The organism is Arthrobacter tecti, from assembly GCF_054511355.1.
Map to the genome: position 1 here is coordinate 365,490 of NZ_JBTNCT010000002.1, position 25,092 is coordinate 390,581.

At 61.6% G+C, this 25,092-nt stretch carries 26 protein-coding genes and 1 other RNA gene; 4 read left to right on the forward strand and 23 right to left on the reverse strand.

Translation table 11 applies throughout. The features are described 5' to 3' along the window. Positions 1-71 precede the first annotated feature (71 nt). The 16 genes from ACX80C_RS04185 to ACX80C_RS04260 all read right to left on the reverse strand — a co-directional run bounded on the left by ACX80C_RS04185 (position 72) and on the right by ACX80C_RS04260 (position 12,659). Complete coding sequence (locus ACX80C_RS04185) at positions 72-1,778, reverse strand: glycoside hydrolase family 13 protein (RefSeq protein ID WP_459324974.1); 1,707 nt, start codon at positions 1,776-1,778, stop codon at positions 72-74. Between the two features lie 77 nt (positions 1,779-1,855). Continuing rightward, entirely contained in the window at positions 1,856-2,080 is a 225-nt protein-coding gene (locus ACX80C_RS04190) for a hypothetical protein (protein ID WP_459324975.1), read from the reverse strand. A gap of 192 nt (positions 2,081-2,272) precedes the next feature. Then, positions 2,273-2,642: a transfer-messenger RNA gene (gene ssrA, locus ACX80C_RS04195) on the reverse strand. 83 nt (positions 2,643-2,725) lie between these two features. Beyond that, entirely contained in the window at positions 2,726-3,097 is a 372-nt protein-coding gene (locus ACX80C_RS04200; protein WP_459324976.1) for a hypothetical protein, read from the reverse strand. Next, the gene (smpB, locus tag ACX80C_RS04205) at positions 3,094-3,567 is read right to left on the reverse strand and encodes an SsrA-binding protein SmpB (protein ID WP_459324977.1); all 474 of its coding nucleotides are present in this window, start codon (positions 3,565-3,567) and stop codon (positions 3,094-3,096) included. The genes ACX80C_RS04200 and smpB overlap by 4 nt, the downstream gene beginning before the upstream one ends. A 92-nt stretch (positions 3,568-3,659) precedes the next feature. Next, positions 3,660-5,156, reverse strand: coding sequence for a peptidoglycan DD-metalloendopeptidase family protein (locus tag ACX80C_RS04210; protein WP_459324979.1), 1,497 nt, complete (start codon positions 5,154-5,156; stop codon positions 3,660-3,662). A gap of 10 nt (positions 5,157-5,166) precedes the next feature. Next, positions 5,167-6,078 carry a permease-like cell division protein FtsX gene (gene ftsX, locus ACX80C_RS04215; protein WP_459324980.1) on the reverse strand — a complete coding sequence of 304 codons (912 nt, stop codon included), beginning with the start codon at positions 6,076-6,078 and terminating at the stop codon, positions 5,167-5,169. Next, the gene (gene ftsE / locus ACX80C_RS04220) at positions 6,075-6,779 is read right to left on the reverse strand and encodes a cell division ATP-binding protein FtsE (RefSeq protein WP_459324981.1); all 705 of its coding nucleotides are present in this window, start codon (positions 6,777-6,779) and stop codon (positions 6,075-6,077) included. The genes ftsX and ftsE overlap by 4 nt, the downstream gene beginning before the upstream one ends. A gap of 154 nt (positions 6,780-6,933) precedes the next feature. Next, positions 6,934-8,049 carry a peptide chain release factor 2 gene (gene prfB / locus ACX80C_RS04225; protein ID WP_459324982.1) on the reverse strand — a complete coding sequence of 372 codons (1,116 nt, stop codon included), beginning with the start codon at positions 8,047-8,049 and terminating at the stop codon, positions 6,934-6,936. 37 nt (positions 8,050-8,086) lie between these two features. Beyond that, a complete protein-coding gene (locus tag ACX80C_RS04230; RefSeq protein WP_459324984.1) occupies positions 8,087-8,545 on the reverse strand; it encodes a pilus assembly protein TadG-related protein in 459 nt (152 codons plus the stop codon). Further along, the gene (locus tag ACX80C_RS04235) at positions 8,542-8,994 is read right to left on the reverse strand and encodes a hypothetical protein (protein WP_459324985.1); all 453 of its coding nucleotides are present in this window, start codon (positions 8,992-8,994) and stop codon (positions 8,542-8,544) included. Before ACX80C_RS04235 ends, ACX80C_RS04230 begins: the two co-directional genes overlap by 4 nt. Continuing rightward, the gene (locus ACX80C_RS04240; RefSeq protein WP_459324986.1) at positions 8,975-9,385 is read right to left on the reverse strand and encodes a TadE/TadG family type IV pilus assembly protein; all 411 of its coding nucleotides are present in this window, start codon (positions 9,383-9,385) and stop codon (positions 8,975-8,977) included. The genes ACX80C_RS04235 and ACX80C_RS04240 overlap by 20 nt, the downstream gene beginning before the upstream one ends. 3 nt (positions 9,386-9,388) lie before the next feature. Further along, complete coding sequence (locus tag ACX80C_RS04245; protein ID WP_459325095.1) at positions 9,389-9,568, reverse strand: hypothetical protein; 180 nt, start codon at positions 9,566-9,568, stop codon at positions 9,389-9,391. Between the two features lie 81 nt (positions 9,569-9,649). Then, the gene (locus tag ACX80C_RS04250; protein WP_459324987.1) at positions 9,650-10,582 is read right to left on the reverse strand and encodes a type II secretion system F family protein; all 933 of its coding nucleotides are present in this window, start codon (positions 10,580-10,582) and stop codon (positions 9,650-9,652) included. Then, entirely contained in the window at positions 10,582-11,439 is an 858-nt protein-coding gene (locus tag ACX80C_RS04255; RefSeq protein WP_459324988.1) for a type II secretion system F family protein, read from the reverse strand. Before ACX80C_RS04255 ends, ACX80C_RS04250 begins: the two co-directional genes overlap by 1 nt. After that, the gene (locus tag ACX80C_RS04260; RefSeq protein WP_459324990.1) at positions 11,436-12,659 is read right to left on the reverse strand and encodes a CpaF family protein; all 1,224 of its coding nucleotides are present in this window, start codon (positions 12,657-12,659) and stop codon (positions 11,436-11,438) included. Before ACX80C_RS04260 ends, ACX80C_RS04255 begins: the two co-directional genes overlap by 4 nt. A 250-nt stretch (positions 12,660-12,909) precedes the next feature. Between ACX80C_RS04260 and ACX80C_RS04265 the strand changes: the two genes are divergently transcribed. Further along, positions 12,910-14,766, forward strand: a complete 1,857-nt coding sequence (locus ACX80C_RS04265; protein ID WP_459324992.1) for a GH25 family lysozyme — start codon at positions 12,910-12,912, stop codon at positions 14,764-14,766. 6 nt (positions 14,767-14,772) lie between these two features. On the opposite strand, the gene ACX80C_RS04270 is transcribed toward ACX80C_RS04265, so the two are convergent. From ACX80C_RS04270 to ACX80C_RS04300, 7 genes are read right to left on the reverse strand one after another with little or no spacing between them, the layout of a single operon-like run. Continuing rightward, on the reverse strand, positions 14,773-16,179 hold the full coding sequence (locus tag ACX80C_RS04270; RefSeq protein WP_459324993.1) for a lipopolysaccharide biosynthesis protein: 1,407 nt from the start codon (positions 16,177-16,179) through the stop codon (positions 14,773-14,775). Further along, on the reverse strand, positions 16,176-17,327 hold the full coding sequence (locus ACX80C_RS04275; protein ID WP_459324994.1) for an aminotransferase class I/II-fold pyridoxal phosphate-dependent enzyme: 1,152 nt from the start codon (positions 17,325-17,327) through the stop codon (positions 16,176-16,178). Before ACX80C_RS04275 ends, ACX80C_RS04270 begins: the two co-directional genes overlap by 4 nt. Before the next feature lie 24 nt (positions 17,328-17,351). Continuing rightward, on the reverse strand, positions 17,352-18,371 hold the full coding sequence (locus ACX80C_RS04280) for an SDR family NAD(P)-dependent oxidoreductase (RefSeq protein WP_459324995.1): 1,020 nt from the start codon (positions 18,369-18,371) through the stop codon (positions 17,352-17,354). Positions 18,372-18,373: 2 nt separating this feature from the next. Further along, positions 18,374-19,432: a sugar phosphate nucleotidyltransferase gene (locus ACX80C_RS04285; protein ID WP_459324996.1), complete on the reverse strand. Its 1,059-nt coding sequence runs from the start codon at positions 19,430-19,432 to the stop codon at positions 18,374-18,376. Continuing rightward, on the reverse strand, positions 19,422-20,597 hold the full coding sequence (gene neuC, locus ACX80C_RS04290; RefSeq protein WP_459324997.1) for a UDP-N-acetylglucosamine 2-epimerase: 1,176 nt from the start codon (positions 20,595-20,597) through the stop codon (positions 19,422-19,424). The genes ACX80C_RS04285 and neuC overlap by 11 nt, the downstream gene beginning before the upstream one ends. Beyond that, complete coding sequence (locus ACX80C_RS04295) at positions 20,594-21,658, reverse strand: N-acetylneuraminate synthase family protein (protein WP_459324998.1); 1,065 nt, start codon at positions 21,656-21,658, stop codon at positions 20,594-20,596. The genes neuC and ACX80C_RS04295 overlap by 4 nt, the downstream gene beginning before the upstream one ends. Then, positions 21,655-22,344: a PglD-related sugar-binding protein gene (locus ACX80C_RS04300; protein ID WP_459324999.1), complete on the reverse strand. Its 690-nt coding sequence runs from the start codon at positions 22,342-22,344 to the stop codon at positions 21,655-21,657. Before ACX80C_RS04300 ends, ACX80C_RS04295 begins: the two co-directional genes overlap by 4 nt. Before the next feature lie 117 nt (positions 22,345-22,461). Here ACX80C_RS04300 and ACX80C_RS04305 point away from each other — a divergent pair, with 117 nt between their 5' ends. The 3 genes from ACX80C_RS04305 to ACX80C_RS04315 are packed head-to-tail and all read left to right on the forward strand — an operon-like array spanning position 22,462 to position 25,043. After that, on the forward strand, positions 22,462-23,463 hold the full coding sequence (locus ACX80C_RS04305; RefSeq protein WP_459325000.1) for a Gfo/Idh/MocA family protein: 1,002 nt from the start codon (positions 22,462-22,464) through the stop codon (positions 23,461-23,463). Positions 23,464-23,494: 31 nt separating this feature from the next. Beyond that, complete coding sequence (locus ACX80C_RS04310; RefSeq protein ID WP_459325001.1) at positions 23,495-24,265, forward strand: acylneuraminate cytidylyltransferase family protein; 771 nt, start codon at positions 23,495-23,497, stop codon at positions 24,263-24,265. Continuing rightward, positions 24,258-25,043 (forward strand): SDR family oxidoreductase, encoded by a 786-nt coding sequence (locus tag ACX80C_RS04315; RefSeq protein WP_459325003.1) that lies wholly within the window; start codon positions 24,258-24,260, stop codon positions 25,041-25,043. The genes ACX80C_RS04310 and ACX80C_RS04315 overlap by 8 nt, the downstream gene beginning before the upstream one ends. Positions 25,044-25,092 lie beyond the last annotated feature (49 nt).

The window sequence follows — 25,092 nt, forward strand, 5'->3', positions numbered from 1 at the left end:
ACTTCGCAGGACACGCCGCGATGCACTCTTGAATGCGGCGTGTCCTGCGTAGTGGATTGGAACCGTGACCTTCAGGCGACCCGCAGGATCCGCACTTCCCAGGGACGGAGTTCCGCGCCGTCCGGGCTTTCATAGTTCCCGAGCACCAGTGGGCCGGTCGGCAAATCAGCCGGCAGGGCCAGCGGGTCCCCGGAGACGTTGCCCACGGTCAGCAGGGTGGAGCCGTTGTAGCTGCGGGTGAAGGCATAGAGTGTCGGGTGGTCCGCCGCGAGCATCGAGAAGTCTCCGAGGCGCACGGTTTCGTCTTTGTGCCGTAGCTCGATGAGCTGCTGATAGAACCTGAAGACTGACTTTTTTGATGTGCGGTCAGCTGCAGCGTTGAGGCTCGCATAGTTCGGGTTGACGTCGATCCACGGAGTTCCGGTGGTGAAACCCGCCTGCTTCCCTGCCGTCCACTGGACCGGAGTGCGCGCGTTGTCCCGGCTCATGATGCGAAGGTTGCGCAGCACCTCCTCGGGATCGTGCCCCAGCGCTGTCGTGGCCTCATAGAAGTGATTAACCGATTCCACATCGCGGAAGTCGCTCACGGCTTCGAACGGCGCATTCGTCATGCCGATTTCTTCACCCTGGTAGATGTAAGGTGTGCCGCGGTGCAGGTGCAGGATGCCCGCCCAGAGCGTAGCGGATTCGTAGCGGTACTTCGCGTCGTCGCCGAACCGCGAAACCAGCCGCGGCTGATCGTGATTGTTGAGATAGAGGCTGTTCCACCCCGTGTCAGCCAAGCCCTTCTGCCACCGGTTCCAGGACGTCTTGAGGTCCCGGAGGTCCAGTCCCTTGTAGTCCCATTTGCCGCCCGGACCGTAGTCGAGGCCCACGTGCTCGAATTGGAAGACCATGTCCACTTCCCGCCGCGTGGGATCGGTGAATAGCTTCGCCTCGTCGATCGTCACACCCGGCATCTCGCCCACTGTGATGAGCTCAGCGTCGCGGCCCTCGAACACCTCGCGGTGCATTTCCCGGAGATACTCGTGGATCCGCGGACCGGAAATGTAATGAGGGGAACCGTCGCCCCACAGCTTCCCAGCGGGTACCGGACCATCCGGCAGCGCGGGATCCTTTGAGATGAAGTTGATGACATCCATGCGAAAGCCGTCCACTCCGCGGTCCAGCCACCAGGTCATCATCTCGTAGACGGCGGCTCGTACATCGCGGTTTTCCCAGTTCAGATCGGGTTGCTCCGGCGCAAAGAGGTGCAGGTAATACTGGCCGGTCGCTGGGTGTTGGGTCCAGCTTGGGCCGCTGAAGGCGGAGCCCCAGTTGGTGGGCTCTGCACCTTTCTCCCCCGGGCTGAAGCCCTCACGGGCCTCGCGCCACCAGTACCAGTCCCGCTTCGGGCTGTTCACCGACGAGGAAGAATCAATAAACCAAGGGTGCTCGCTGGATGTGTGGTTGACCACGAGATCCATGACCAGCTTCATGTCACGGCTGTGAACGCCCTCGAGCAGCTCGTCGAACCGCTCAAGAGTGCCGAACGTGGGATCGATTTGCCGGTAGTCACTGATGTCGTACCCGTTGTCGTGCTGCGGCGAGGAGTAGATCGGCGAGAGCCACAGGACGTCCACACCAAGATCGGCGAGGTGGTCGAGCTTCGCGATGATGCCCCCGAGGTCGCCGATTCCGTCGCCGTTGGAATCGGCGAAGCTGCGCGGATAGATCTGGTAGACGACGGCGCCGGTCCACCAGGCTGGCTCGGTTGCGGAAGTGTTGGGGGTGCTCACTTTGTCGGTCCTCTCATCCCCCGGATATTACCCAACGCCGCGCGATCAGGTGGACCCGCAGGAGCGGGGCCCGCTGACTACCGTCCTTCGTTGCGCCTGGTCAACCCGACAATCAGGCACACGAGGCCCACCGCCAGGGGTAGAAGCGTATAGAGGGTGTGCGTGCCGCCAATGTAGCTCATGATGAAGATGTAGATGAAAGTGCCCACAACGAGGACGAGCCCAACAGCCATCAGTGCCCGGCCGCGGTGCGGAGGCGGTATGGGCGGCAGCCACGAGGGACGATCATTCATCCAGCTCACGTGCTAAGCCTACCGGCAGGGTCCCGTGGCGGAGCGGAGCGAGGTCATGGGGGGCCGGGAGGCGCTACCGGCAGGGTCCCGTGGCGGAGCGGAGCGAGGTCATGGGGGGCCGGGAGGCGCTACCGGCTTCGGTCCCATGCCCGAGCGGCACTTAAATGCCAGCACCCCTGACCATTGGCCAAGGGTGCTGATTCGTGGAGATGGCGGGAATTGAACCCGCGTCCGATGCAGTGTAGTCAGGGCTTCTCCGGGCGCAGTTTGCGTCGGATTTTCTCGGCCCCAGCCATCATGCAAACAAGTGGCTGATCCGGGCCCAGTTGCATAAAAGTCCCCCTGGTTCCTGCAACGAAAACCAAGAGCAGTGGCCCTCTAAATGACGCCAGGATCCGGGTCGAGAGCATACCCGGGCTGACGGACTAGCTCGGCTGCTTAGGCAGCGAGAGCGAAGTCAGTGCGCTTTTGTTCGGCACTTATTGTTTTACAGAGAGCGTTTACGAGATAACTCTGTATCCTCGGCCCGCTTCCCCTGTCGCGACTAACATCGTCGAAACCTGTCATCCCCGTATTGAGTTATCAATCCCGGATTGCTCCGGGCTACTTAGTCTAACGCACCTCGACCAGGAATCATTCCCGAGAAGCGCCTTGCTAGAAGTTGAAACCCAGGATCACGATCTGTGCCTGCCACAGCATCAGAACCACGAAGGATACGGCGACGAAGGCCAGTCCAAGGGCCGCCAGGGCCGTAGTCGCAGCCTGTTTCCGCCGGAAGCTCCACCCGAAAAGAATGATGTTCATGAGCACCAGCAGTGGGGACACCCACACCAGGACCTGCGCCAGGTAGACGTAGATCAGGAAGAAGAACGGAATGAGTGCGAGGATCCCGGCAGGCACAATGGCGAACAGGATAAGCAGGTCAATGAGTGCCGCTACGGTAACCCACCACGGGCGCTTATATTTGAGTTCTGATTCTTCTTCGGTCTCGTCCGAGTCCTGGGCTTCCCAGAAGACATCGCTCATGCGCCGAGATTCCTTTCGCGCATTGCACGCTGCGCTTCGCGGTTGTCCTGATGCTCGCGCAGGGTCTGGCGTTTGTCGTATTCACGCTTGCCTCGGGCAATGCCGATTTCCACTTTCGCGCGGCCGTTGAGGAAGTACAGCTGCAACGGAACGATCGTGAACCCGCTTTCGCGGATCTTGTGCGAAATCCTTGTAAGCTCCTCGCGGTGAAGGAGCAGCTTACGACGACGGCGCGCGGCATGATTTGTCCAGCTGCCCTGCGAATACTCGGGGATGTGGATACCCTCAAGCCACAGTTCGTCGTTGTAGAAGATGGCGTAGCCGTCCACCAACGATGCCCGCCCGGCCCGCAGCGATTTCACCTCGGTGCCTTGCAATGCAATGCCGGCCTCGTAGGTGTCCAGCACCAGATAGTCGTGCCGGGCCTTCCGATTGGTGGCCACTACCTGACGGCCACTTTCCTTGGGCACGGTTCAACTCCTTCAGTAGCGCTGGTCCTTGCGGTCGCGACGGACCGCGACCGGACGTAAACAATTCGCATACCAGTCTACGCTCGAAGCGGCTAGAGAACGCCCATCGGATCGACCAAGCTGCCGTTGAGCACTGTTTCGAAGTGCAGGTGGCAGCCTGTGGAGTTGCCCGTGGTTCCGGTGTAGCCGATGAGTTGACCGGCGCTCACGTTCTGTCCCGGAGCAACGAGGTAACTGGACAGGTGGTAGAAGTTCGTCGCCAGCGCATTTCCGCCGATCACGCCGTGGTTCAGCACAATACGGTTACCCGCACCCGGCAACGCGTTTGAATCGGCGAACCATACTTCGCCCGCAGCTGGAGCGTATAGCGGCGTACCGCAGGCAACGCCATAGTCAATACCAGTGTGTGTGTAGCCACCGGTACCGTTGAAGTCGATCGTGCCGAGAGGCGTCGGACGCCAACCATATCCGGAGGTGATGGGGCCATTGACAGGCGCCTGTAGTCCGAACGCTGAGGGACTGGACGTCTGCGGCGGCTCGATCACCGGTGCTACAGGTGCGGGGACAACGGGTGCCGGCGCTGGCCTGCTAGCCGCGGCCGCAGCTTCAGCGGCCCGGCGGTTTGCCTCGGCGGCTTCCGCTGCACGCCGCGCGTTCTCGATGCGTGCACGCTCTTCAGCTTCCGCCTTCAGCCGCGCTTCTTCCCGTTTACGGGCCTCTTCGATGAGGCGCCGCTGCCGTTCTGCAATATCGTCAACGACCTGCTGGTGTGCTTCCTCGACCTGCGCGAGCTTCGCTTCAATGACGGGCTTCTGCTTCTGCAGCTTGTCCGAGAGCGCGGAAGTGTCGGAGATCAGCTTGTCGACCTTGGCCTTCTCAGCTGCTGCTTCGTCCCGCGCTGCCTGTTCGGCGGCAAGGGCGGCGTCGGCCTTCGCCTTCAGATCGCGGATCTCTTCCTCAACAGCTACCAACCGTGCCTGGGAGTTCACGTTCGTCGCATTCTGCTGGGCGAGCCGTTCCAGCGCGGCGTTCTGGCTGCGCAGGGCCTGGTCGACCAGCTCCATGGACGCGAAACTGTCTCCGCCGTCGCTGCCAAGCATGAGCGACAGGCTGGTGGGTACGCCCCCACTCTTGTAAGCCTGGGTGGCAATCTGGCCGATAACCTCACGGGTCTTGGCCATCTCGGCTTCGTCCTGCTTCAGCTGCTCCGTGATCTTGTTCTTGGTTTCCTCCGCCAGCTGGACGCGCTGAGCAAGTGCGTTCACTTCGGCGGTCGCCGCTTCAACGCGGCCCTGCGCGTCAGCCAGCGCCTGCTGCGCTCCGGGGAGTTGGCCCTGGAACACCTTGAGCTGCGCGATGGTCTCGGTGATGTCGGCGTCGAGATACTCGATCGACTGCTGGACCTCGGCGATCTCCTGCTCAAGCGCGTTCTTCCGGTCATCGAGCTCATCCGCGAACACGGGGCTCAGCGTCAGTGTGAGGGCAGCTACGGTGGCAAGTGATACTCCAGTGATGGCCTTTACGACGCCGGGGCGACCGAGTGGCCGGACGTATCCTGCAGTCAGGGTGCGCGCGCTTTCTCTTCTCACGGTTACCACCCTAAACCTTCAAGTAACGTCTGAGGGTTAGGAGCGAAGATGCGCCCGCCAACAGTGCTGCAAGGAGGAAGAGTGCAGGCACGACGAGCAGCAGCTCCTGCGTCGAGATGAAACCCATCTGCGGATACTCGCGGGAAAGCCATTCCCCGCCGTAGCGCAGGACCGCCCAGAGAGTGCCCGAGGCGATCGCGGCACCAAGAATGGCAGCGATAACTCCTTCGAGCACAAAGGGCAACTGAATAATCGCCTTGCTCGCGCCGACCAGTCGCATGATGCCGGTTTCACGCCGTCGGCTGAAGGCAGAGAGTCGGATTGTGGTGGCAACCAGCAGGATCGCACCCACGCTCATGACGACGGCGATGCCTAGCGCCACGAGCGATGCGATGTTGATATACCCGAAGATCTCCTCGAGGAATTCGCGCTGGTCGCTGACAATGTCGACCCCGGGCTCTGAAGAGAAAGCCTCACTGATCACTTCGTACTTCTCAGGATCCACCAGGCCCACCCTGAAAGACTCGGGAAGCTGCTCGGCGGTTACTGCCTCGACGATCGGCGAGTTGGCGAGCTGCTCCCGAAAGTGCACCAGCGCCTGTTCCTGCGATTCGTACTCCACTGTCTTGACGTAGGCGCTGAGTTCAGGCGATTTGAGCTTGGCTTCAATGGCGCTGCGCTGCTCATCGGTGACCGGCCCGGCCGCACAGCTTTCCGCCGTCGAGTTCTCTACGCAGAGGAACACGGCTACCTGGACGCGGTCGTACCAATAGCCTTTCATCTGGTCGATTTGAAGCTGCAGCAGGCCCGCGGCGCCAACGAAGGTGAGCGAGATGAACGTGACCAGCACAACGGATACAACCATCACGAGGTTCCGCCGCATCCCTGAAGCGATCTCCCCAAGGACGAATGCGAACCTCACTTGGCTGCCGCCGTCGTCGTTCCGATGTAGATGCCCTGGGCGTCGTCACGGACCACTGTGCCGTCGCGTAGTTCGACTACGCGCTTGCGCATGGTGTTGACGATGTCGTCATCGTGGGTGGCCATGACAACGGTGGTGCCGTTCTGGTTGATCTTGTCCAGGACCTTCATGATGCCCATGGACGTGGTGGGATCGAGGTTTCCGGTGGGCTCGTCAGCGAGCAGGATGCCGGGCTTGTTCACGATCGCGCGTGCAATGGCCACGCGCTGTTGCTCCCCACCGGAAAGTTCATGGGGCATGCGGTTGTTCTTGCCTTCAAGGCCGACAGTTTTCAGTACTTCGGGCACTGTTTCGCGGATGACGGCGCGGCTCTTCCCGATGACCTGCATGGCGAATGCGACGTTGGCGAAGACGGATTTGTTCGGCAGCAGGCGGAAGTCCTGGAAGACAACGCCGATTCCTCGACGCAGCTTCGGCACGCGCCAGCTCGGGATGTTCGCCACATTCTGTCCGGCGACGTACACGGCGCCGCGGGTGGCGCGGTCTTCCTTGAGCACCAGGCGAATGAACGTCGATTTTCCGGATCCGGATGCGCCGACCAAAAAGACAAACTCGCCACGATCAACATCAAGGCTGACGCCGTCGAGGGCGGGCTTGGACTTTTGATCGTAGATTTTGGTGACTTGCTCGAATCTGATCATGACTACTTTGCGCCCACGTGTTGCTGCCAGTGCGCGGGCTCTTAGGTGGGGGAAGGAAGCACCGGCTCCTTGACTATAGGCAGCCGATCGGCGTATTGATGGGCAGGTTCCCGGTGTGTCGCGGAACCGTAACGCCGGTTTGGGGACTCCCGGATCAGTTCTCGCTGTTGCGGGTATTGGCGCGCCAGCGGATGCCGGCGTCGATGAAGTCGTCGATCTCGCCGTCGAATACCGCTGACGGATTGCCTACCTCGTGTTCGGTGCGCAGGTCCTTGACCATCTGGTACGGATTCAGGACATAGGAGCGCATCTGGTCTCCCCAGGAGGCCTTCACATCCCCGGCGAGCGCCTTCTTTTCCGCGTCTTCCTGCTCCTTCTTGAGCAGCAGCAGACGTGACTGCAGCACGCGCAGGGCCGCCGCGCGGTTCTGAATCTGGGACTTCTCGTTCTGCATGGACACGACGATCCCGGTCGGGATGTGGGTCAGCCGTACTGCTGAGTCGGTGGTGTTGACCGACTGACCACCCGGGCCTGAGGACCGGAAGACGTCCACGCGGATTTCGTTGTCTGGGATTTCGATTGAGTCGGTCTGTTCAATGAGGGGAATGACTTCGACGGCGGCGAAGGATGTCTGGCGCCGTCCCTGATTATCGAAGGGGCTGATGCGCACGAGGCGGTGTGTGCCGGCTTCAACCGATAGCGTCCCGAAAGCGTAGGGGGCCTTGACCTCGAAGGTTGCGGATTTCAGGCCGGCTTCTTCCGCGTAGGAGGTGTCAAGGACCTGCGTTGGGTACCCCCTGCGTTCGGCCCAACGCAGGTACATGCGCAGGAGCATTTCGGCGAAGTCCGCGGCGTCCACTCCCCCGGCGCCGGACCGGATGCTCACTACGGCTTCGCGTTCGTCCCACTCGCCGGCCAGGAGTGTGACTACCTCGAGCTCGTCGAGCGCTTTGCTGAGTGAGGTTAGTTCCTTGACCGACTCGGTACGGGAGTCTTCATCGTCTTCGTCCTGGGCTAGCTCCACGAGCACTTCGAGATCATCGATGCGGGCGGTGAGTCTCTCGAGGCGCTCGAGCGCGGACTGTTTGTGGGAGAGCCTGGAGGTGATCTGCTGTGCTGCGGCGGGGTCATCCCACAGGTTGGGGACACCGGCTTGCTCGCTGAGTTCGGCGATTTCGGCGCGGATCCCTTCGACGTCCGACACTGCTTCAATGGACTCGTATTTGGCTCGGAGGGCGCGGATCTCTGCGGAAAAATCAATGTCTGCCATGGTGTTTCAAGCCTACGTCATGGTGTGGCGGTCACAGCTATCGCCTCAGATCCGCGCGGGCGTCGGCCGTCGCGACAATGGGGATGCCTGCGGGCACGAGAAAATTCACAATCGGCGGGTGTACGACGGCGGTGAGCACCACCCGCGCGGTGCGCGGGTCCGGTGCCCCGGTTGCCGGGTCCAGCGCGAGCTCGTTGAAGCGGGAACCCGCCCCTGAACGCTCGAGGTATCCTGACGCCGCGCGGGCCACGGACTCGGAGTCAAGTGTTGGGGCAGGCTCGCCAACGCCGGACTCGATATTGGCGACTCCGAAGGTATCGGCGGCCGTGAGTACTGCACCGTCGGCGACGGACAGCAGCTTCTTGTGCTCGATGTATACGGCGGAAATGGCCGTGACCACAGCGACGACCAGCAGAGAGAGCAGGATGTAACCGATGATGAGGATTGAGATCTGTCCGGATTCGGGATCCCCTGATTCCCTCTGTACTCCGCTCATCCGAAGCGCTCGACGAGCTGCGTCGCACTGGAATCGACCGTGGCGGCCGCGGTGTTGAGTCCCGGCATGGTGGGAATCAGCGGCAACGGAACGCTGAGAACCACGTCTACTCTCACACTGGAACCGGGCTCAAGGCACGGGCCGCCGCAGACGATCTTTATGGACACGGACTCCGCTTCGAACCCGAAATCGGTCACTGCAAGCAGCGCCGCCTGCTCCGCGCGGGCGTGAGCTTCTTCCGTGGTCTCGGAGTCCACGAATACTTTGGCCGCCTGATCGGCCGCACCTACGACGGCGAACGCCCCGCCCTGCAATTGGCCCACCGTAAGGATCAGGTAGACGACGGGTACAAGGAGAAGCAGGCCGAGGAATGTGAACTCGAGGACGGCGCTGCCGTCGTCGTCGCTTTGCGCAGCCTGCTGGAGGCGGTCACGAAGGAAGCGCAGCACGCCCGGTCACCTCCATTGTTCCTGACGGACCGATCAGGCCGATGACGGGGATCGGTGCGCGGACGGTGACCTGCAGAACTGGAACGCCACCCTGGTTCACCTGTGTGACTGACACGTCCTGTGCGTATTCGCTGTTGATGGTCCCCGATATCAGGGAGCTCGTGCGAGCCGCTGCGTCCGACGGCGTACGATCCGCCAGCGTCCCGTAACGCGCACCGGAAGAGGCGGCGTCGATGAGCGTGTTGCGCACATGAAGGACGAGCGTGAGTTGCAGGATTGCGATGAAAATGACGGTCAGGAGTCCTCCGACAAGTGCGAAATCGACCGTGGCGGCACCGTATTCGTTCTGGCGCTGCGCACCAATTCGTATACGACGCCAAGCGTTCCTCACCGGCTAAGGGCTGACGCGGTCGATGGCCTCGTTGAACAGGCCTTCGAGGGCGGGCGAGGCGATGGCCAGGAGAGCGGCCACCAGAACGGCTGACATGAGGGTGATCATGACCCAACCGGGAACGTCTCCTCGTTCACGATTGTCGGATGAGCCCACCGTGAGGTGAGCGCAAAGGAGGGCCATGGCGGCGATGGCGCATGAGGTGAGGCGGTTACGCATGCTGTTTTCCTTGCTATCGGTTGGTGGGTGGGTTGGAAGTGGGAGCTAAAGTCCGAGCTCGATCAGTGCGATACCGGGATAGACAGCGAAGAGGACCGAAAGGGGGAGCACACCGAAAACGACCGGAACCATCATCGCAATCTCCTTGCGGCCAGCGGACTCCATGAGTTCCCTCTTCGAGAGGTCGCGCACGTCCTGAGCCTGCGCCCGGAGTACATCCGCGAGCGGCGTACCGCGTTCAACTGCAACGCTGATTCCGTCGACGAAGCGCACAAGCGGGGCAAGCTGAGTGCGGTTTGAGAAGTTCTGCAGTGCCAGCATCAGGGGCGCGCCTGCGCGCGTCTCGGCAAGTACTCGAGAGAACTCCTTGGCAAGTTCACCATGACCGGTCCGGCAGATGCGTTCGAGTGCCCCGCTGGCACTCTCTCCAGCACTGACAGCGAGCGCCATAAGCTCGGCCAGGCTGGGGAACTCGGCGAGTATCCTGCCTTCACGCTTCCGGATCTGCGCGCTCAATACGTAGTCCCGCAGCAGGTACCCGCCCGCCGAGGTCCCGATGATGATGAGGACAGCGAGGAGCGGATTGAAGTTCCCGGAGACCGCAAGCATGACTATCACGGTTGTCGAAGCGGCGAGCCCCGCGCTGGCCCAGATGATCTGTTCTGCACGGAAGTCCAGAACCGATTGACTTCGTCCGGCCTGATCGAGACGCTTGGCGAGCACGGAAGACGCGGGACTGAATCTGTTGAGCCAGTTAACTGCATCGCGAGCGACCGGTCGGACAATTCGTTCCAGCGGCCCGAACGGGGTCACTGTCTGCGAGCTCAGCAGCCTGGAGCTGACGTCCACCGACTTCAGTTGCGGTGCGATGCGCTCGGCGAATCGCGGCCGGCGCATCGCCGGGAGACGAACAAACATGAGCCAAAGTCCGGATCCAAGACACGCACCGGTCAGAGCGGCAATTGCGAGGGCACTCATCAGCGCAGCACCCGCTCGTCTTCGGGAAGGGATCCGACGCGGAGCATGACCCAGTAGCAAAGGACCGAAATTACGAGGCCGCCACCGAGTACGACGGCGCCGGCAGCCGTGCTGTAGGCCTCCACTGCTTCCGGCCTGGTGGATAAGAGGGCAAGCACAACCCATGGAGCCGTGATCGCCAGGCGCGCCGCGTTCACGGTCCAGGATTGACGTGCTTCAAGTTCACTTCTGGTGCGGGCGCTGTCCCGGAGGAATTCGGCAAGGGTGCCGAGGAGCCGCCCGAGGTCCGTACCGCCGACTTCGCGGGTGAGTCGCAGAGCTTCGACGATCCTGTCGGCGACCGGATCCGCCAAACGGTCCTTGAGATTATTGAGCGCGTGGTCGAACTGGCCACCCGAACGGTAATCAGCCGCGAAGTCGTTGAAGGCCGGACGCAGTTCCACCGGGCCTTTTGTCCCCAACTGCATTAGTGCTTCCGGTAGCGACAGCCCGGCGCGGATAGCGGACCGGAGGTGGTCGACGACGTCGGGCCACAACTCCCGCAACGACGCGGTGCGCCGGCGTGCACGCCATCGGACGATCATCAGGGGCGCAACACCGCCGAAGATTGCAAAGCAGGCAGCAATGGGCGGCGTCCCCGTAAAAACGAAGGCCGCGAGGAAGACGAATACCGCGGAGACCACGCTCGCGGCGGCAAGGCCTCCGGCGGTGACCTTCTCAACGCCTGCGCGCAGGAGAAGTTCGTTCACCCGACCGATGCGGCGTTTCCCTTTCGGCGCTTTCGGCGGCACAGCCCACGTGGACCACCAGATGAGGAAAAGCCCGGCGCCAAGACAAGCACCCCATGCCGCGGTCATGACGGACCCAGCAGATTCGCAACGCTATAGCCTGCAGTTGCAAACTTCTCCTCGGCAGGCATATCGGAGGCCGTAACGCGCAGTTCGCCATCGATGCGTTTGAAGACAGTCGATGTTTCGATGACTCCGTTTTCCACCCGCCGGCCAAGCGCAACGACTTCCGCTACCTGACGCTTGCCGGCGCGGTCACGCGTGCAGTGGACTACAAGGTCGATGCAGGAGGCCACAGTCGGGACCACGAACGCGCTCGAGATGTTTTCACCTGCCAGCAGAGGGAGCGTGCAGATCTTGGTGACGGCGTCGTGAGCACTATTGGCGTGAACGCTACACATTCCGGGAAGGCCGCTATTAAGTGCAATGAGCATGTCCAGGCTCTCTGCTTCGCGGACCTCGCCCACAATGAGGCGGTCGGGTCGCATCCGGAGGGCTTCCTTGACGAGCCGCCTGAGCGGTATCTCACCATGGCCCTCAAGGTTGGGTTGCCGGCATTGAAGGCCTACAACGTCCCGAAGCGGAAGTTGCAGTTCGAAGATTTCCTCGACAGTCACGACGCGTTCGCGGCTGCCTATGCTGGCACCTAGGCAGTTCAACATGGTCGTCTTGCCGGCCTGTGTAGCACCGGAAACCAGAATATTCAGGCCGCTTGCCACCGCAGCGCCAAGAAAGCGCGCAGACTGCGGTGACAGGGACCCCAACTCGACCAGATGTTCCAGCCGGGTAGCGCGCGAAATGAACTTCCTGATGTTGACGGCCCAATGCCGGCGGGTGACATCCGGGATAACAACGTGAAGACGCGAGCCGTCAGGTAGGGAGGCATCGACGAACGGCGAAGATAGATCCAAACGACGTCCGGAAGACTTGAGCATCTTCTCGACTAGGTCCCGCACCTGCTGCTCGGTCAGCCTCAACGAGGTGAGTTCCGATTCTCCGGCCCTCGCGACGTAGATTTCCGACGGTGAATTGATCCAGATTTCTTCTATCGTTGGATCATCGAGGAGCGGTTGCAACGAACCGTAACCGGCTACGGCGTCGAACACGTAGCGCCGCGCCTGCTCAAGGTGGCCAAGAGGTGGCAGTGAACCGATGATCGAGCGTTCGTCGTAGTCGTTGACGGCAGCCTCGACCAAGCGCCGTACTTCTGCACTCTGGTGGGTTGGGTCTATCCCCTGTCGACGGATAAGTTCTCGGACTTCATCCTCAACAATGCGCACTGCATCCATAGTTTTCCCCAAGGATTCGGCTGGCGGGCAGGAGACCCGAGCCGGAGACTGTCAGACTGATATTGCTTGTTCGCTGCCTAAAAGCGTAGGCGAGAACCGGGCATCGACCTAGCCGGGTTAACGGACCTGTGGACAAGTCCTCGCCTACCAGTCACTTCTGTCCCTCTAGTCACATCAGTAACACACCGGTACCCTTACTTGGGACAACGCCCCGCCTTGCTGGGGATTGCTCTTATTTGGAGATTCTCTCGTGATAGCTTCTCGCGCCTCGAAAACCGTCGCTCTTTCATCCCTCGTAGCCCTCACCCTACTTTCCGGCATGACACCGGCGGTGGGAGCCGAGCTCACAACGCAGGAAACCGCCCCTCCGGCGCAATCGCCCAGCGTTCCGAGCCAAACACCACCTGCTCAGCCCTCCGCGACTGAACCCACGGCTCCAGCGGTCGAAACAGAACCGGCACCTACCGGACTGCCCGTGGTACCGAGTGCGCCTGCCGATCCCGCGCCTGAGTCGACCACGTCGGGCGAAACCGCGCCGCCGCCGTCGTCGTCGGTTCCCGCCGCACCCACCGCCCAGAAAGAACCCGCCCCTGAGGACTACGCCAACAACCCGGAACTGCTCGCCGAGCTGATCGGCCGGAACGGCGCGGAGATGGGACAGGGACTCGAGAGGATCGCGGTTACCGGAGATCCACAACAGGCGCCCCCTGCTGAGTCGCTGATGTCGGAGGGCTCGGCGGCTACGTTGGATGCTGCGCCCCAGGCAGCGGCGGCCCCCGCTGCTACCAATTACTGGCAGCCCTCCACCGGCGTGGTGGGCGTCGATGTCAGCAGCCATCAGGGTCAATATGTGAACTGGAACGGAGCCTGGAACTACGGGTCGAGGTTCGCGTACGTCAAAGCCACGGAGGCGCTGAGCTACGAGAATCCCCATTTCGGCACGCAATATACGCAGTCCGGGAATCGCGGCATGATCCGCGGCGCCTACCACTTTGCTATCCCGAATGTCTCCAGCGGAGCGGCACAGGCAAACTACTTCGTAGCCAACGGCGGCGGCTGGTCAGCCGATGGCAAGACGCTGCCGCCGTTGCTCGACGTTGAGTACAACCCCTACCCGTCACTGGGTAACACCTGTTACAACATGAACGCGTCGCAGATGGTGAACTGGATCCGCGACTTCTCAAATCGCATGGTTACCCTCACCGGGCGCAAGCCGATGATCTACACCACCACCGACTGGTGGAGCCGGTGCACTGGGAACAGCAGCGCTTTCGCCGACCATCCCCTGCATGTCGCGTCCTACAACAACTCCGGAGCCGGCACCCTGCCCCGTAGCTGGAGCTACTACAGCGTCTGGCAGTACACCAGTTCCGGACCGATCATAGGTGACTGGAACCAGTGGAACGGCTCGTTGACGTCCCTGCAGGCATTCGCCCGCGGGTCGGGTGCAACCGGCTCATCAGGAGCCATTCATCAGGCGTGGCTCCGGTCCGGAGGCGCGAACGGGCCTCTTGGAGCAGCCAGATCCTCCAGTGACATCTGTGGCCTTCACGGCGGCGGATGCTATCGGTCCTATGCCGGCGGAAACATCTACTGGACAGCGGCAACCGGCGCTCACGCGGTCACCGGCGCCTACTGGAAAGCCTGGGGAGAAGCCGGCTGGCAAATGAAAATCGGCTACCCCACAGCCGGCGTCCGCTGCGGGCTCCACAACGGCGGATGCTACCAATCCTTCACCGGCGGCAACGTCTACTACCACCCCTCCGGCGGAGCACACGCAGTCACCGGCGCCTACTGGAAGGCCTGGGAAGAAGCCGGCTGGCAAATGGGAACCCTTGGGTATCCCTCCGATAGGGTGCGCTGTGGCTTGCACGGGGGCGGTTGCTACCAGGAGTTCGCCGGAGGGCATATCTACAACACGAGCGCCACCGGAGCGAACGCTGTTACGCAGCCCTACCGAGAGGCGTGGCGATTGACCGGCTGGCAGATGGGACGCCTTGGCTATCCCATGCAGCCCGCTGTTGCCTCACAGGGATACCGGAGTGTCGAGTTCGAAGGTGGTTGGCTGCGGTGGACAGCCACCGGCGTACAGGTGCGCTACAAGTAACATCCCTCAGACGCGCATACTCCCCCGCCGCCATAGAACGGCTCCTGCGATGCCCGAAAAAAGAGCAACTGCGGCGCAGGTGAACACGCCGGTTAGAAAGTCGGTTGGAAGGAAAACGAGGACAACAACGTAGGCAATAGCCGTGACTGAGCAGAGTACGTACAGTCTTACGGGCCAACCGCCGTGTGCCCTCTTCCTCACGAGGAAGAAGTACACCAGTCCGAGCACCAAAAAGGCTGCAGCGTTTGCCAGTGCCACAGCCACTAAATTTCCGTTCAGCGCCGGGACTACCGCGAGCGCAATCCCAATCAGCAGTACCGCAGGCGTGACAATGGCAAGAATCCCCGTGCGCCTGTCAGAGAACAGCAGGGTTGTGGCGTTCAGGTAGAGGACGTACCCCAGGGCGGTCAATGGCATGATCTGCGCCACCGGAATGAGGTCCTCCCTGCCATCCGCGAGAATGTGCGTCATCACGTTGGCACTCCCCGATGCCAGTACAACGATCCCGAGGGCGGCGAGACTTGCCGTCGACATTGTCTGATGCATCCGGCGCGGCCGTTCCTCCTTTGAAGCAGACATGATGCGCGGCACCCATACGTTGTTAAGTGCTCCCAGCAGGGTGATAGTGCCCAGGATGAAAACCTGGACCTTGCCGTAGTCACCGGATGTCGCAGTACCGCTGAGGAATGCGAGGAGGAAAACCGCGCCCTGAGTCAGTAACATCAGGGCTCCCGTGTGCGGCAGGACCGGAAGCCCTATGGCGAGCGCCTCCCTCACGGCACCCGGGGTCGCTGAAGGCGAAGCGGGCGGAGCAATAAGCAAGGATAAGCAAGCGGTTACCACAACGGCCAGGGCGAAACCTGCCAGATACAGCCAGGCAACCGGTTCGATCAACCAGATCGCCAGTAGTCCCGTGACGTGTGCCCCCACGGAGGCGCCGATGCTGAGTCCCACGAAAGCAACCGGTCGCTCCTGCGCCCGGAGAATTGCCTGGGCAGCGAGAACCGAAGCGAGGACGCCCATGGTCACCAGGGCAATTGTGAAGGTCGCCTGGCCGCTTCCCGCGATTACCGACTGGTACAACCAGAACCCCAGGGCCGTAGCCAGGCCCAGAGCCAAGCCAGCGATACCGAGGAACCCGCTGATGGCGCGAGCACGCAGCGGCCCGTCCTTGTCATCGAACCAGGCCCGGGTGATGGCAAGGGGCAACCCCGCAGCAGCTAGCACCACACCCACCTGAATCACCGATACGGAGATGATCAGTTCTCCCCATTCCCTGTCGCTGTCCATAATCCGGACGGCGAAGGGCTGCACGAAAACAATGCCGAGACCCTGGAGTAATGCTCCGACGAGGTAGAAGGCCGAGTTCCGGTGGCTTCCGCTCTCCACCACCGACCCGGCAGGTTTGCTCACCGAGTCTGTAACCACGCCAGGACCCGCTCGATCACCCGTTGCTGATCGGCGTCGCTGAGGTCTGTGGAACATGGCAAGGAAAGTCCTCGGGTGAATAACTCCTCGCCCACGGCACCTCCGAGGACCTGCTCCTTCGCCAAGGGCGGCTGCATGTGCAGCGGCCGCCACAGAGGACGGGATTCGATGTCCGCTGCACCCAGGAAATCCTGGAGGTTGTCTCGTGTTTCCGTGCCGGGCTCCGCCGAGGGAACCAGGATGGAGTACAACCAGTAGGTTGACTCCTCACCGGGCATACCGGGTGGACACGTTATCGGCGTCCCGGCGAAAGCGTCGTTGTAGCGGGCGGCGATGGACCTCTTCCGGGCAACAAACTCGTCCATCCGGCTCAACTGCGCAACGCCCAGCGCCGCAGCAATATTGGTCAGCCGGTAGTTGTAGCCGATCTCATTGTGGAGATATCCGCGTTCCGGCATCCGGGCCTGGGTGGACAGGTGCTTGGCACGCCGCGCGAGCTCCTCGTCGTCGGTAGTGAACATGCCGCCGCCGCCAGTGGTCATGATTTTGTTTCCGTTGAAAGAGAACGCTGCCATGTGCCCCACCGTGCCAACGTGGCGCCCAGCCAGCGGACCATCGGACCAGGTCGCGCCGAGCGCCTCCGCAGCGTCCTCGATCAGGACTGCACCGAATTCGTCCGCGATTTCCCGCGCACCCCGTGCGTCCGCGGGTTGACCAAGGATGTGAACCAGTTCGATAACCTTCGGCAGTTTCTGCCCTGTTGATCGACGACGCTGGAGTTCTGTTCGCAGAATGTCCAGGTCCATTCCCCATGAGTCCGGCTTCGAGTCGACCAGGAGAAGATCAGCGAACTGATAAGAGGCAGCATTGGAAGATGCCATGAAGGTGAAATCGGATACAGCTACCAGATCGCCCGGCTCCACGTCCGCAAGGCGCATTCCAAGATGCAGCGCAGCGGTGCCGGAGGAGCACGCCACCGCATACGGGGCTCCCACATACTCTGCGAACCGGCGTTCGAACTCGGCAACATACTCTCCTACTGACGAAACGAAGCCGCTGCGCATGGCGTCCGCGACCAGGTCAGCTTCTGTCTGTCCGATATTCGGAATGGCAAGGGGAACTCGGGTTGACACGTTTGCGCCTTTCACTAGGGCCGGTCAGCGTGCGTAGCGTGCGGCGGCTTTGGCGGTGATTCCGCGAGCATGAATCCATTCGGCGCTCCGCCGAAGACCCTCTTCAAGACCTGTTTGCGGGGCCCAGCCGAGTTCCTCCAAAGCCTGGGAAGGGTCAGAAAGCAGCCGCATCACCTCGCTCGCCTCCGGGCGAACCCTCACATCTTCGGTCACGATCTCTGCCTCGGAGCCGGTCACCTGACGGGCAAGGTCGACCAGCTCGCCGATACTCACGTCGTAGCCGGTCCCGAGCTGGATAACCTGTCCTTCCAGTGGGATATCGGCCGTCGCCGCCCGATAGAAGCCATCTGCAGTATCCGCAACGAAGGTGAAGTCCCGGCGCGGAGTGAGCGATCCCAACTGAATCTGTTCGGCACCTGCGAGCATCTGCTGAAGGATCGTAGGGATTACCGCGCGAGCGGACTGTCTCGGGCCATAGGTATTAAAGGGACGCAGAACCACAACAGGGGTTTCGAAGGAACTCGCCCACGCTTCGCAGAGCTTGTCCGCAGCGATTTTTGTGGCGCTGTACGGGGACTGACCGCGTAGTTCGTTCTGCACAGTGATGGGGACTGTGCTCGGAGTTCCGTAAACCTCGCTCGTGGAGGTATTCACCAGACGGGGAACGTTGTGGCGACGGACCGCTTCGAGAACATTCAGCGTCCCTGTCACGTTGGTTTCCACATATGAGCGAGGCGCTTGATAAGAGTATGGGATTGCTATGAGTGCGGCTAGATGGAGCACAACCTCGGATCCCGCAACAAGGTCAGAGACGAACTCGGAATCCCGTACGTCGCCGAGTACAAGATCGACGGAGTCGCGCTCTTCCTCGCTGAGGTCATCCAGCCACCCGTAGGACCCATTCGAGTTGTAGATGCACAGCGCGCGAACGTTGGCGCCCTCGGCGATCAGCCGCTGCGTAACGTGGCTACCGATGAAGCCATCGGCGCCGGTGACAACGACAGTCTTGCCTCGGAGGTTATGGGCGCTCTCTTTTTCCAACATGGTCATTGTCCTTTCGCTGCTGCCAGATCTTTGGGTGTGCCTACATCGATCCAGTCGGACAGCATGGGCCAGGCGGAAACCCCTTTGCCCTCGCGGATGCACGCGTCCATAAGATCCGGCATTGAATACGGCTCCCGAAAGGGAACCATAGCAAGTGTCTCCGGCGACACCGCATAGATTCCCGAGCTGATCTCGAACTCGATGTTTGGTTTCTCGACCACCCCGGTAACCGAACGGTCCGAACTGATCTCGAGTACTCCGAATGGCACTTGATGGTTATACGGCCTCGCCGCCACGGTGAGCGCCGCGCCATGGCGGTTGTGGAACCGCAGGAAGTCGGCTGCCGAGTAATGCACCATCAGGTCCGCGTTCGTGACAATGACCGGTTCGGAGATGTCCGGTGCTTCCCTGTGCAAGAGACCAAGCGCACCAGCCGTATTGAGCGGGCGCTCCGGGTCTTCGTGAATGTAGGAGATCCGGCAGCCCAACTGCTCACCGTCACCGATGTGGTCAATGATCTTCTGCGCGAGGTAGGCCACACTGATGTATACGCGAGTGATGCCCGACTCGACCAACCCGAGAATCACCCACTCGATGATGGTGCGGTCCGCAACCTTCATAAGGGGTTTGGGGGTTTCCTTGGTGAGGCTGCCCAATCTGGTTCCTTTGCCGCCCGCCATGATGAGCGCAACATTAGGCAGCTTGGGTTTGCCCACGATGTCAGTCAACGTTTGAAGGCCGACCAGAACCCCGTCATCGTCGACGACCGGAACCTCGCTGATGCGGATGCTCCGCATCAGATCGATGACGGCCGCACGTGAGGTTGACGGATTAACCACTTTGGGATTGGCGTTGACGAAGTCAACGACGTTGCTTTCCAAGCCTGCTCCAGCCAGCAGTGCCCTTCGAACGTCTCCGTCCGTCACGATTCCGAGCAGGTGCCGGCTCTCATCGACCACGAGGGCAACGGAGGACGCACCCCGGTCGATGGCCAGCAGGGCCTCGCGAACAGTCGCGGTGCGTTCCACACAGGCATTCTCGAGTGAACGGTCATTGCTCATCCTGAACTCCTCCGACACAAGCATCGACGAAAACTTTGGACATAGGCTCATCAAGCGAATCAGTGATGACCTGAACGATTCTTCCGGCGGCTCGCCCATCGCCATATGGGTTCGCTGCATCGGCCGCACGGGAACTGAAGTCAGCTCCGAGGGCCGTACTGATCGCCGTCTCCAGGTCCGCGGTGTTCTCGGCAGACCAGATAACATTACTGCCGCGCTCCCGCCCCTTTTGCCGATCGCCGACGTCGACGGCGGGAAGCTCGAACGATGCCGCTTCAATGATGCCGCTCGAGGAATTTCCGACCATCAAATCCGCAGTCGCCATGACTCTGGGATATGTCCGGCCAAGGCTGGCACGGATTACGAGGTTGGGGACTTTCCGCAGCTGCAGTTCAGCGAGGACGTCCAGGATTTCCTCACGACCGGCGTCGAAACCCGGATTCGTCAGAATGAGCGTGCCGGCCATTCTGAGGCTGCTCTCGAATACCCGTCGCGCAAGCACGCCCGGCGACTCCGCAGAACCGGCTGTTACCGGGTGGTACGTTCCGACGATAAGTGGACGACGCAGTGGAACGTGAAACTCTTCCTCGAATTCCGAATCGGTCAAAGGAGTCGCCTCGAGGAACCGGTCCAGGCCCGGAGCCCCGGTATGGTGAATACGCCCGGGGTCCTCTCCCAATTGCTCGACCCTTCGGGAGGCCCCGACGGTGCTGACACAGTGCTGGTCCGCCAATTTGGTCAACGCATGCCGCACCCGCTCGTCGAGAGCTCCTTCAGTGACTTCGCCGCCATGGAGGTGAATCACCCGTATACCCATGAGAAGCGCGGGCGGGACCGCGTAGAGCAATTCCCACCGATCACCGAGCACCACCAGCGCATCAGGCTCAATGGACCCGACGAGCTCAAGAAAATTCAGGGAAAGCGCAGCGCCGAGCCGAGCCTGGCCAGCCGGAGTGCTGTCCTGAAGAAAGAGCCCCAAATCATGGTGTGTGTGGGCATCCCGACGTAATCCTGCATCCAGCAGGACCTCGCGGCTTGTCCCGCCCTCGAAGCCCACGGCCGTGGCAATGTGCAGTTCGACGTCGGCACTCTCCTCAAGGCCAACAAGAACAGGACCGAGTGGGAACAGATCTGCCCTCGTACCTACGAACGCCAGAACCTTCACGGAGCTTTTCCGACCGATCCGGGCGCCACCGGAAATCCCGCGGGAAGATCGCGGACTGCGACGGCGCCGACTACCTGGGCAGACGGCTTCATCCCTCCTTCGGGGCGCAGGACTGCCACATCTTCCTCCGTGATCACGGCACCCTGGGGGATGGAGCGGACGGTGTGGTAACTCCGCCTTACAAGATGGGCGTTGTCCTCTTCGCTGGGCATACGGCGCTTCCGTCCATCTCCGAGGCTTTCCTTGGCCGCGCGAACATCAGACACATAGTCCGCGAATTGGGCGGCTTCCAGACTGGCTCGGTGGTCGGGCCCGTTTCGCTCCCGGTCCGTGGTGATGTGTTTCTCCAGTAGCGTCGCGCCCAGTGCCGTTGCCGCGATCGCCGTCACTGCACCGGGGGTGTGATCGGACCAGCCGATCTCAGTGCGAAACTCACGCCGCATTGCTGGAATAGCCAGGAGGTTCGCCTCGCCTAGTGGCGCGGGGTACGCCGATACGCAGTGCAGAAGGACAGTTGCAGGGGCATTGGCTGTCGCCTCGAGGGCTTCGTGAATTTCATCCACGCTCCCCATACCGGTGGAAACGATCAGGGGGATGCCGAGTTCTGCGATTGTTCGCAGGAATGGCACATTTGTCAGCTCACCGGAGCCTATTTTCAGCCCCGGGACACCGATGCGCGCGAGCATCTCAGCGCTTGCAACATCGAATGGTGTGGAGAGGAACGTAATTGCCCGCTCGTCGCAGTGCTGTTTCAGTTCTTCCCAGGCAGCATCCGGAAGCGTCAGCCTCGTGAGCATCTCGGACTGTGACTCGGAGAATCCTGCCTTCTTCTGGTAAGGCGTGGTGGCCGCGCCGGCTGTGACGAGAGCAGCCGGGCGAAACGTCTGAAACTTCACGGCATTTGCGCCGGTGTCCGCAGCAATGTCAATCAATTGATGTGCTATCGCCACGTCACCGTCATGGTTGACGCCGGCCTCCGCGATGATAAAGACGTCCTCATTCAGGCCCAGGGAGTGGTGTCCGAACTTGATGGATTCGGCGTGGCCGGTCTGGTTGCTCATTCGGTGATGCCTTTCATGGACGTTATGGGGGCGGCGGGAACGCCAACATAGGTTGTCGAACCCAGAAGGTCCTTTGTCGCCACCGTGCCGGCGCCCAGGATGGCGTCATCCGCCACCGATATGCGCGGCAGCACCCGCGCACCGGAACCCACAAATACCCTATGGGCGATCGAGGCTTCTCCCAAAAGCATCGCGCCGGGCGCGAGATGACATGAGTTACCGGTCACAGCGTCATGCTCAACAACCGCCGAGGTGTTAACGATCGTCGCCGCTCCCACGGTGGCGCCGGGCCCTACGTGCGCGTGTTCCAGGATCTGGGTCAACGGGGCCAAGTCGGCTGTGGGATCAACGGTGGCACTGCGGGCGACCAGCGGTCCGAGGTTTTCCGGAGGTAGCGCGCTCAAGAGCAACTCGGCGAGCCGCCAGCGGACCTGGTTTGCACCGATTCCGACGCAGACGGGAAGGTTACGGTTGAGCGCGAACTCAATGGCGTCGTCGTCGTTCGAGAAAGACTTCTGAGCAGGTTTCCATGAATTCGCACCATGACCGACTACACCGGCTACCGTCTCGCCCCGCCCCCTAATGACGGAGAGGAGGCTGCGTGCGTGGCCACCGGCCCCGAATATGACCCATTCCCGGGTACCAGGAGAGCGCAGGCCACTGTTCTCCGACGCCTGTAAGTCCATTTAGATACGCTGAGCCTCGACACTAGAGTTGGTGAGCATGATTTACGAATTCTATCCGGCGCCCGGACGGTGAATGTGCAGCAACAACGTGAGACCGTATCGGTTCGAGGCCGTGGCGTGCGTGCACTGGTCAGGGGGACGGGGTCGATCGGCGCACGGCATCTGCGCGTGCTCGAATCCATGGGGGTGGACGAGCTCTATGCCTGGCCCGTCCGGAAGGGCACAGGTTCTACGGAACGCGCGGATATTCCGTCACGCACGGTGTTCGTGGATACCTATCCGAGCGCTCCGCTGGACCTCATCATCATCGCGACCGATACAGTGCGGCATGTCGATGATGCCCTTGGAGCCGTCGAACAGAATCCCCGCTCCGTTCTGCTGGAAAAGCCCGTGGCGCCAACCGTTCAGCAGTGCCTGCCTCTCATCGGCCACCCCCGCGCCTCCATTGTCTCGGTGAGCGCACCCCTTCGATTTCATGACGGCTACGTCGAACTGGCGCAACTGCTGGATCTCGAAGGCACACCGACCTCGGCGCAGATAGTGTCGCAGTCCTGGCTTCCCTCCTGGCGCCCAGGCAGGGACTACAGGGAAAGCTACTCGGCGCGGTCCGATGAGGGCGGCGCCCTGCGCGACCTTGTGCACGACATCGATTATCCGCTTGCGCTCCTTGGCGCACCCGATACCGTCGTAGCCCGGCTTGGACACGGGGTGCTGGGGATTGAGGCCGAGGAGTCCGCGGACCTGCTCTGGCACAGTTCCGGGAAAGAACAACCTCCTGCAGTAACGGTGAGGCTTGACTACGTATCTCCTGTGAAGAAGCGTGAGATCCGCATCGCTACCGCGCACGGTGCCCTGTCGTGGAACGTTGTCACCAACTCCGTGATTGTTGAGCGCCCGGGCAGCACTCCTGAGCGCAGCGTTCACCCAGGTGACAGTGACGTAGACAAAGTACTAGCCCGTCAAAGCGGAACCCTCCTGCAGCGGGCGGGAGTAGTCGTTGACGGGTTGCGACATGAATACAATGCCGCGTCGCTTCAGGCAGGAGTGCTCGCTGTTGCCGTGTGTGATGCAGCCCGGCTGTCGGACAGGACGCGCAGGGGCGAAACGGTAGTGTTGTAGCCGGATTCCATCGCTCAACCCAAGGCGCCTCATGACCCTACGTACCGATCCCAAAATCCTCGCCGTCATCCCTGCCCGGGGCGGCTCAAAAGGTCTACCGGGAAAGAACGTGCGTCCTCTGCTGGGCAAACCGCTGATCGCCCACAGCATCGCCTTGGCGGAGCAGCTCGGAGCGTCCGTTCGTTGCATCGTGTCTACGGATGATCCAGGCATCGCGGAGATCGCGCGCCGGCATGGTGCTTCCGTTCCGTTCCTCAGACCTGCCCATCTCGCAACCGACACGGCTCCGATGAGCGGGGTCCTGAGACATGCGCTGGCGGAGATGGAGAACAGCACCGGTGAAAACTTCGATGTCGTGCTCCTTCTGGATCCAACGAGCCCTACCCGGACGGCGGAGGATATTCTCGCCGCAGTCAATAAGTTGACTGCCAGTGACGGAATCGACGGCGTTGTCGCCGTATCGGAACCGTTTTTTAATCCCACGTGGGTGGGCGTGCGCCCCACGGCCGACGGGACGCTCGAACGCTACTTCGATGCAGGACGTGGTGTGGTTCGCCGCCAGGATGTGGACCGCTACCTGCGCATCAATGGAAGCTTCTACGCGTGGCTGTCCCCGTTTGTGCGCAGGCTGAAGTCCAGCTGGTTCGACGAGGGAACCCACACCTACTTCGAAATTCCCGAAGCCCACGCCTTTTCCATCGATGACGAGTCCGAGTTCCGGCTCGTTGAAGCCGTAGTGCGGGCCGGGCTGGCACCTCTTCCCGGATTTGCCGGCAACAATGAGGAGGTCGGCCGTGCTTGAGCTTTTTTCCCTTCAGGGCCGCCGCGCATTGGTGACCGGTGGTACCGGCCCCCTGGGCCGGGTGCTCTGCGACACTCTCGCTGGGCTGGGGGCGGACGTCGTTGTTTCAGATCTTGACCAGGCCCTCTGCGATCAGTTCGCCACCGAGCTGGCCCGGAAGCATGGGATAGTTGCAGTCGGAATGGCAGCCAACCTGCTTGACGACGACGGCGCGTCCCACCTCGCGCGGGCAGCCACAGGCCCCCTCGATGTGCTGATTAACAATGCGGCGTTCACCGGAACGGCGAACATCCCCGGTTACGCTGTTCCGTTCGAGGAACAGACGGACGAAGCATTCATGCTAGCGACGAAGCTTAACCTGCAGGTGCCATTCACGCTTACCCGGATGCTCGCGCCGCAACTGCGTGAATCCGGTCACGGATCCGTGATCAACGTGTCCTCAATCTACGGACTTGTGGGTCCGAACATGGGGCTCTATGAGGGCACCCGGATGGGTAACCCTGCAGCGTACGGTGCGACCAAAGGCGGTGTCGTGCAGCTGACCCGTTACCTATCAACGGTGTTGGCGCCTGAGATCCGGGTCAACGCCTTCGCGCCCGGCGGCATAGCTCGAGGGCAGGCGGAGGAATTTACCGAGCGTTACGAGAAGCTCACCCCCTTGCGCAGAATGGCTACAGAGGATGACTTCCGCGGCGTAGTGATGTGGCTGGCGTCCAGCGCTTCCCGGTATGTGACAGGGCAGACCATTCCGGTGGACGGAGGATGGTCGGCGTGGTGAGTGCCATATGTGCGGGCCGCCGAAACAACCGTAATCAACCGCTCGATCG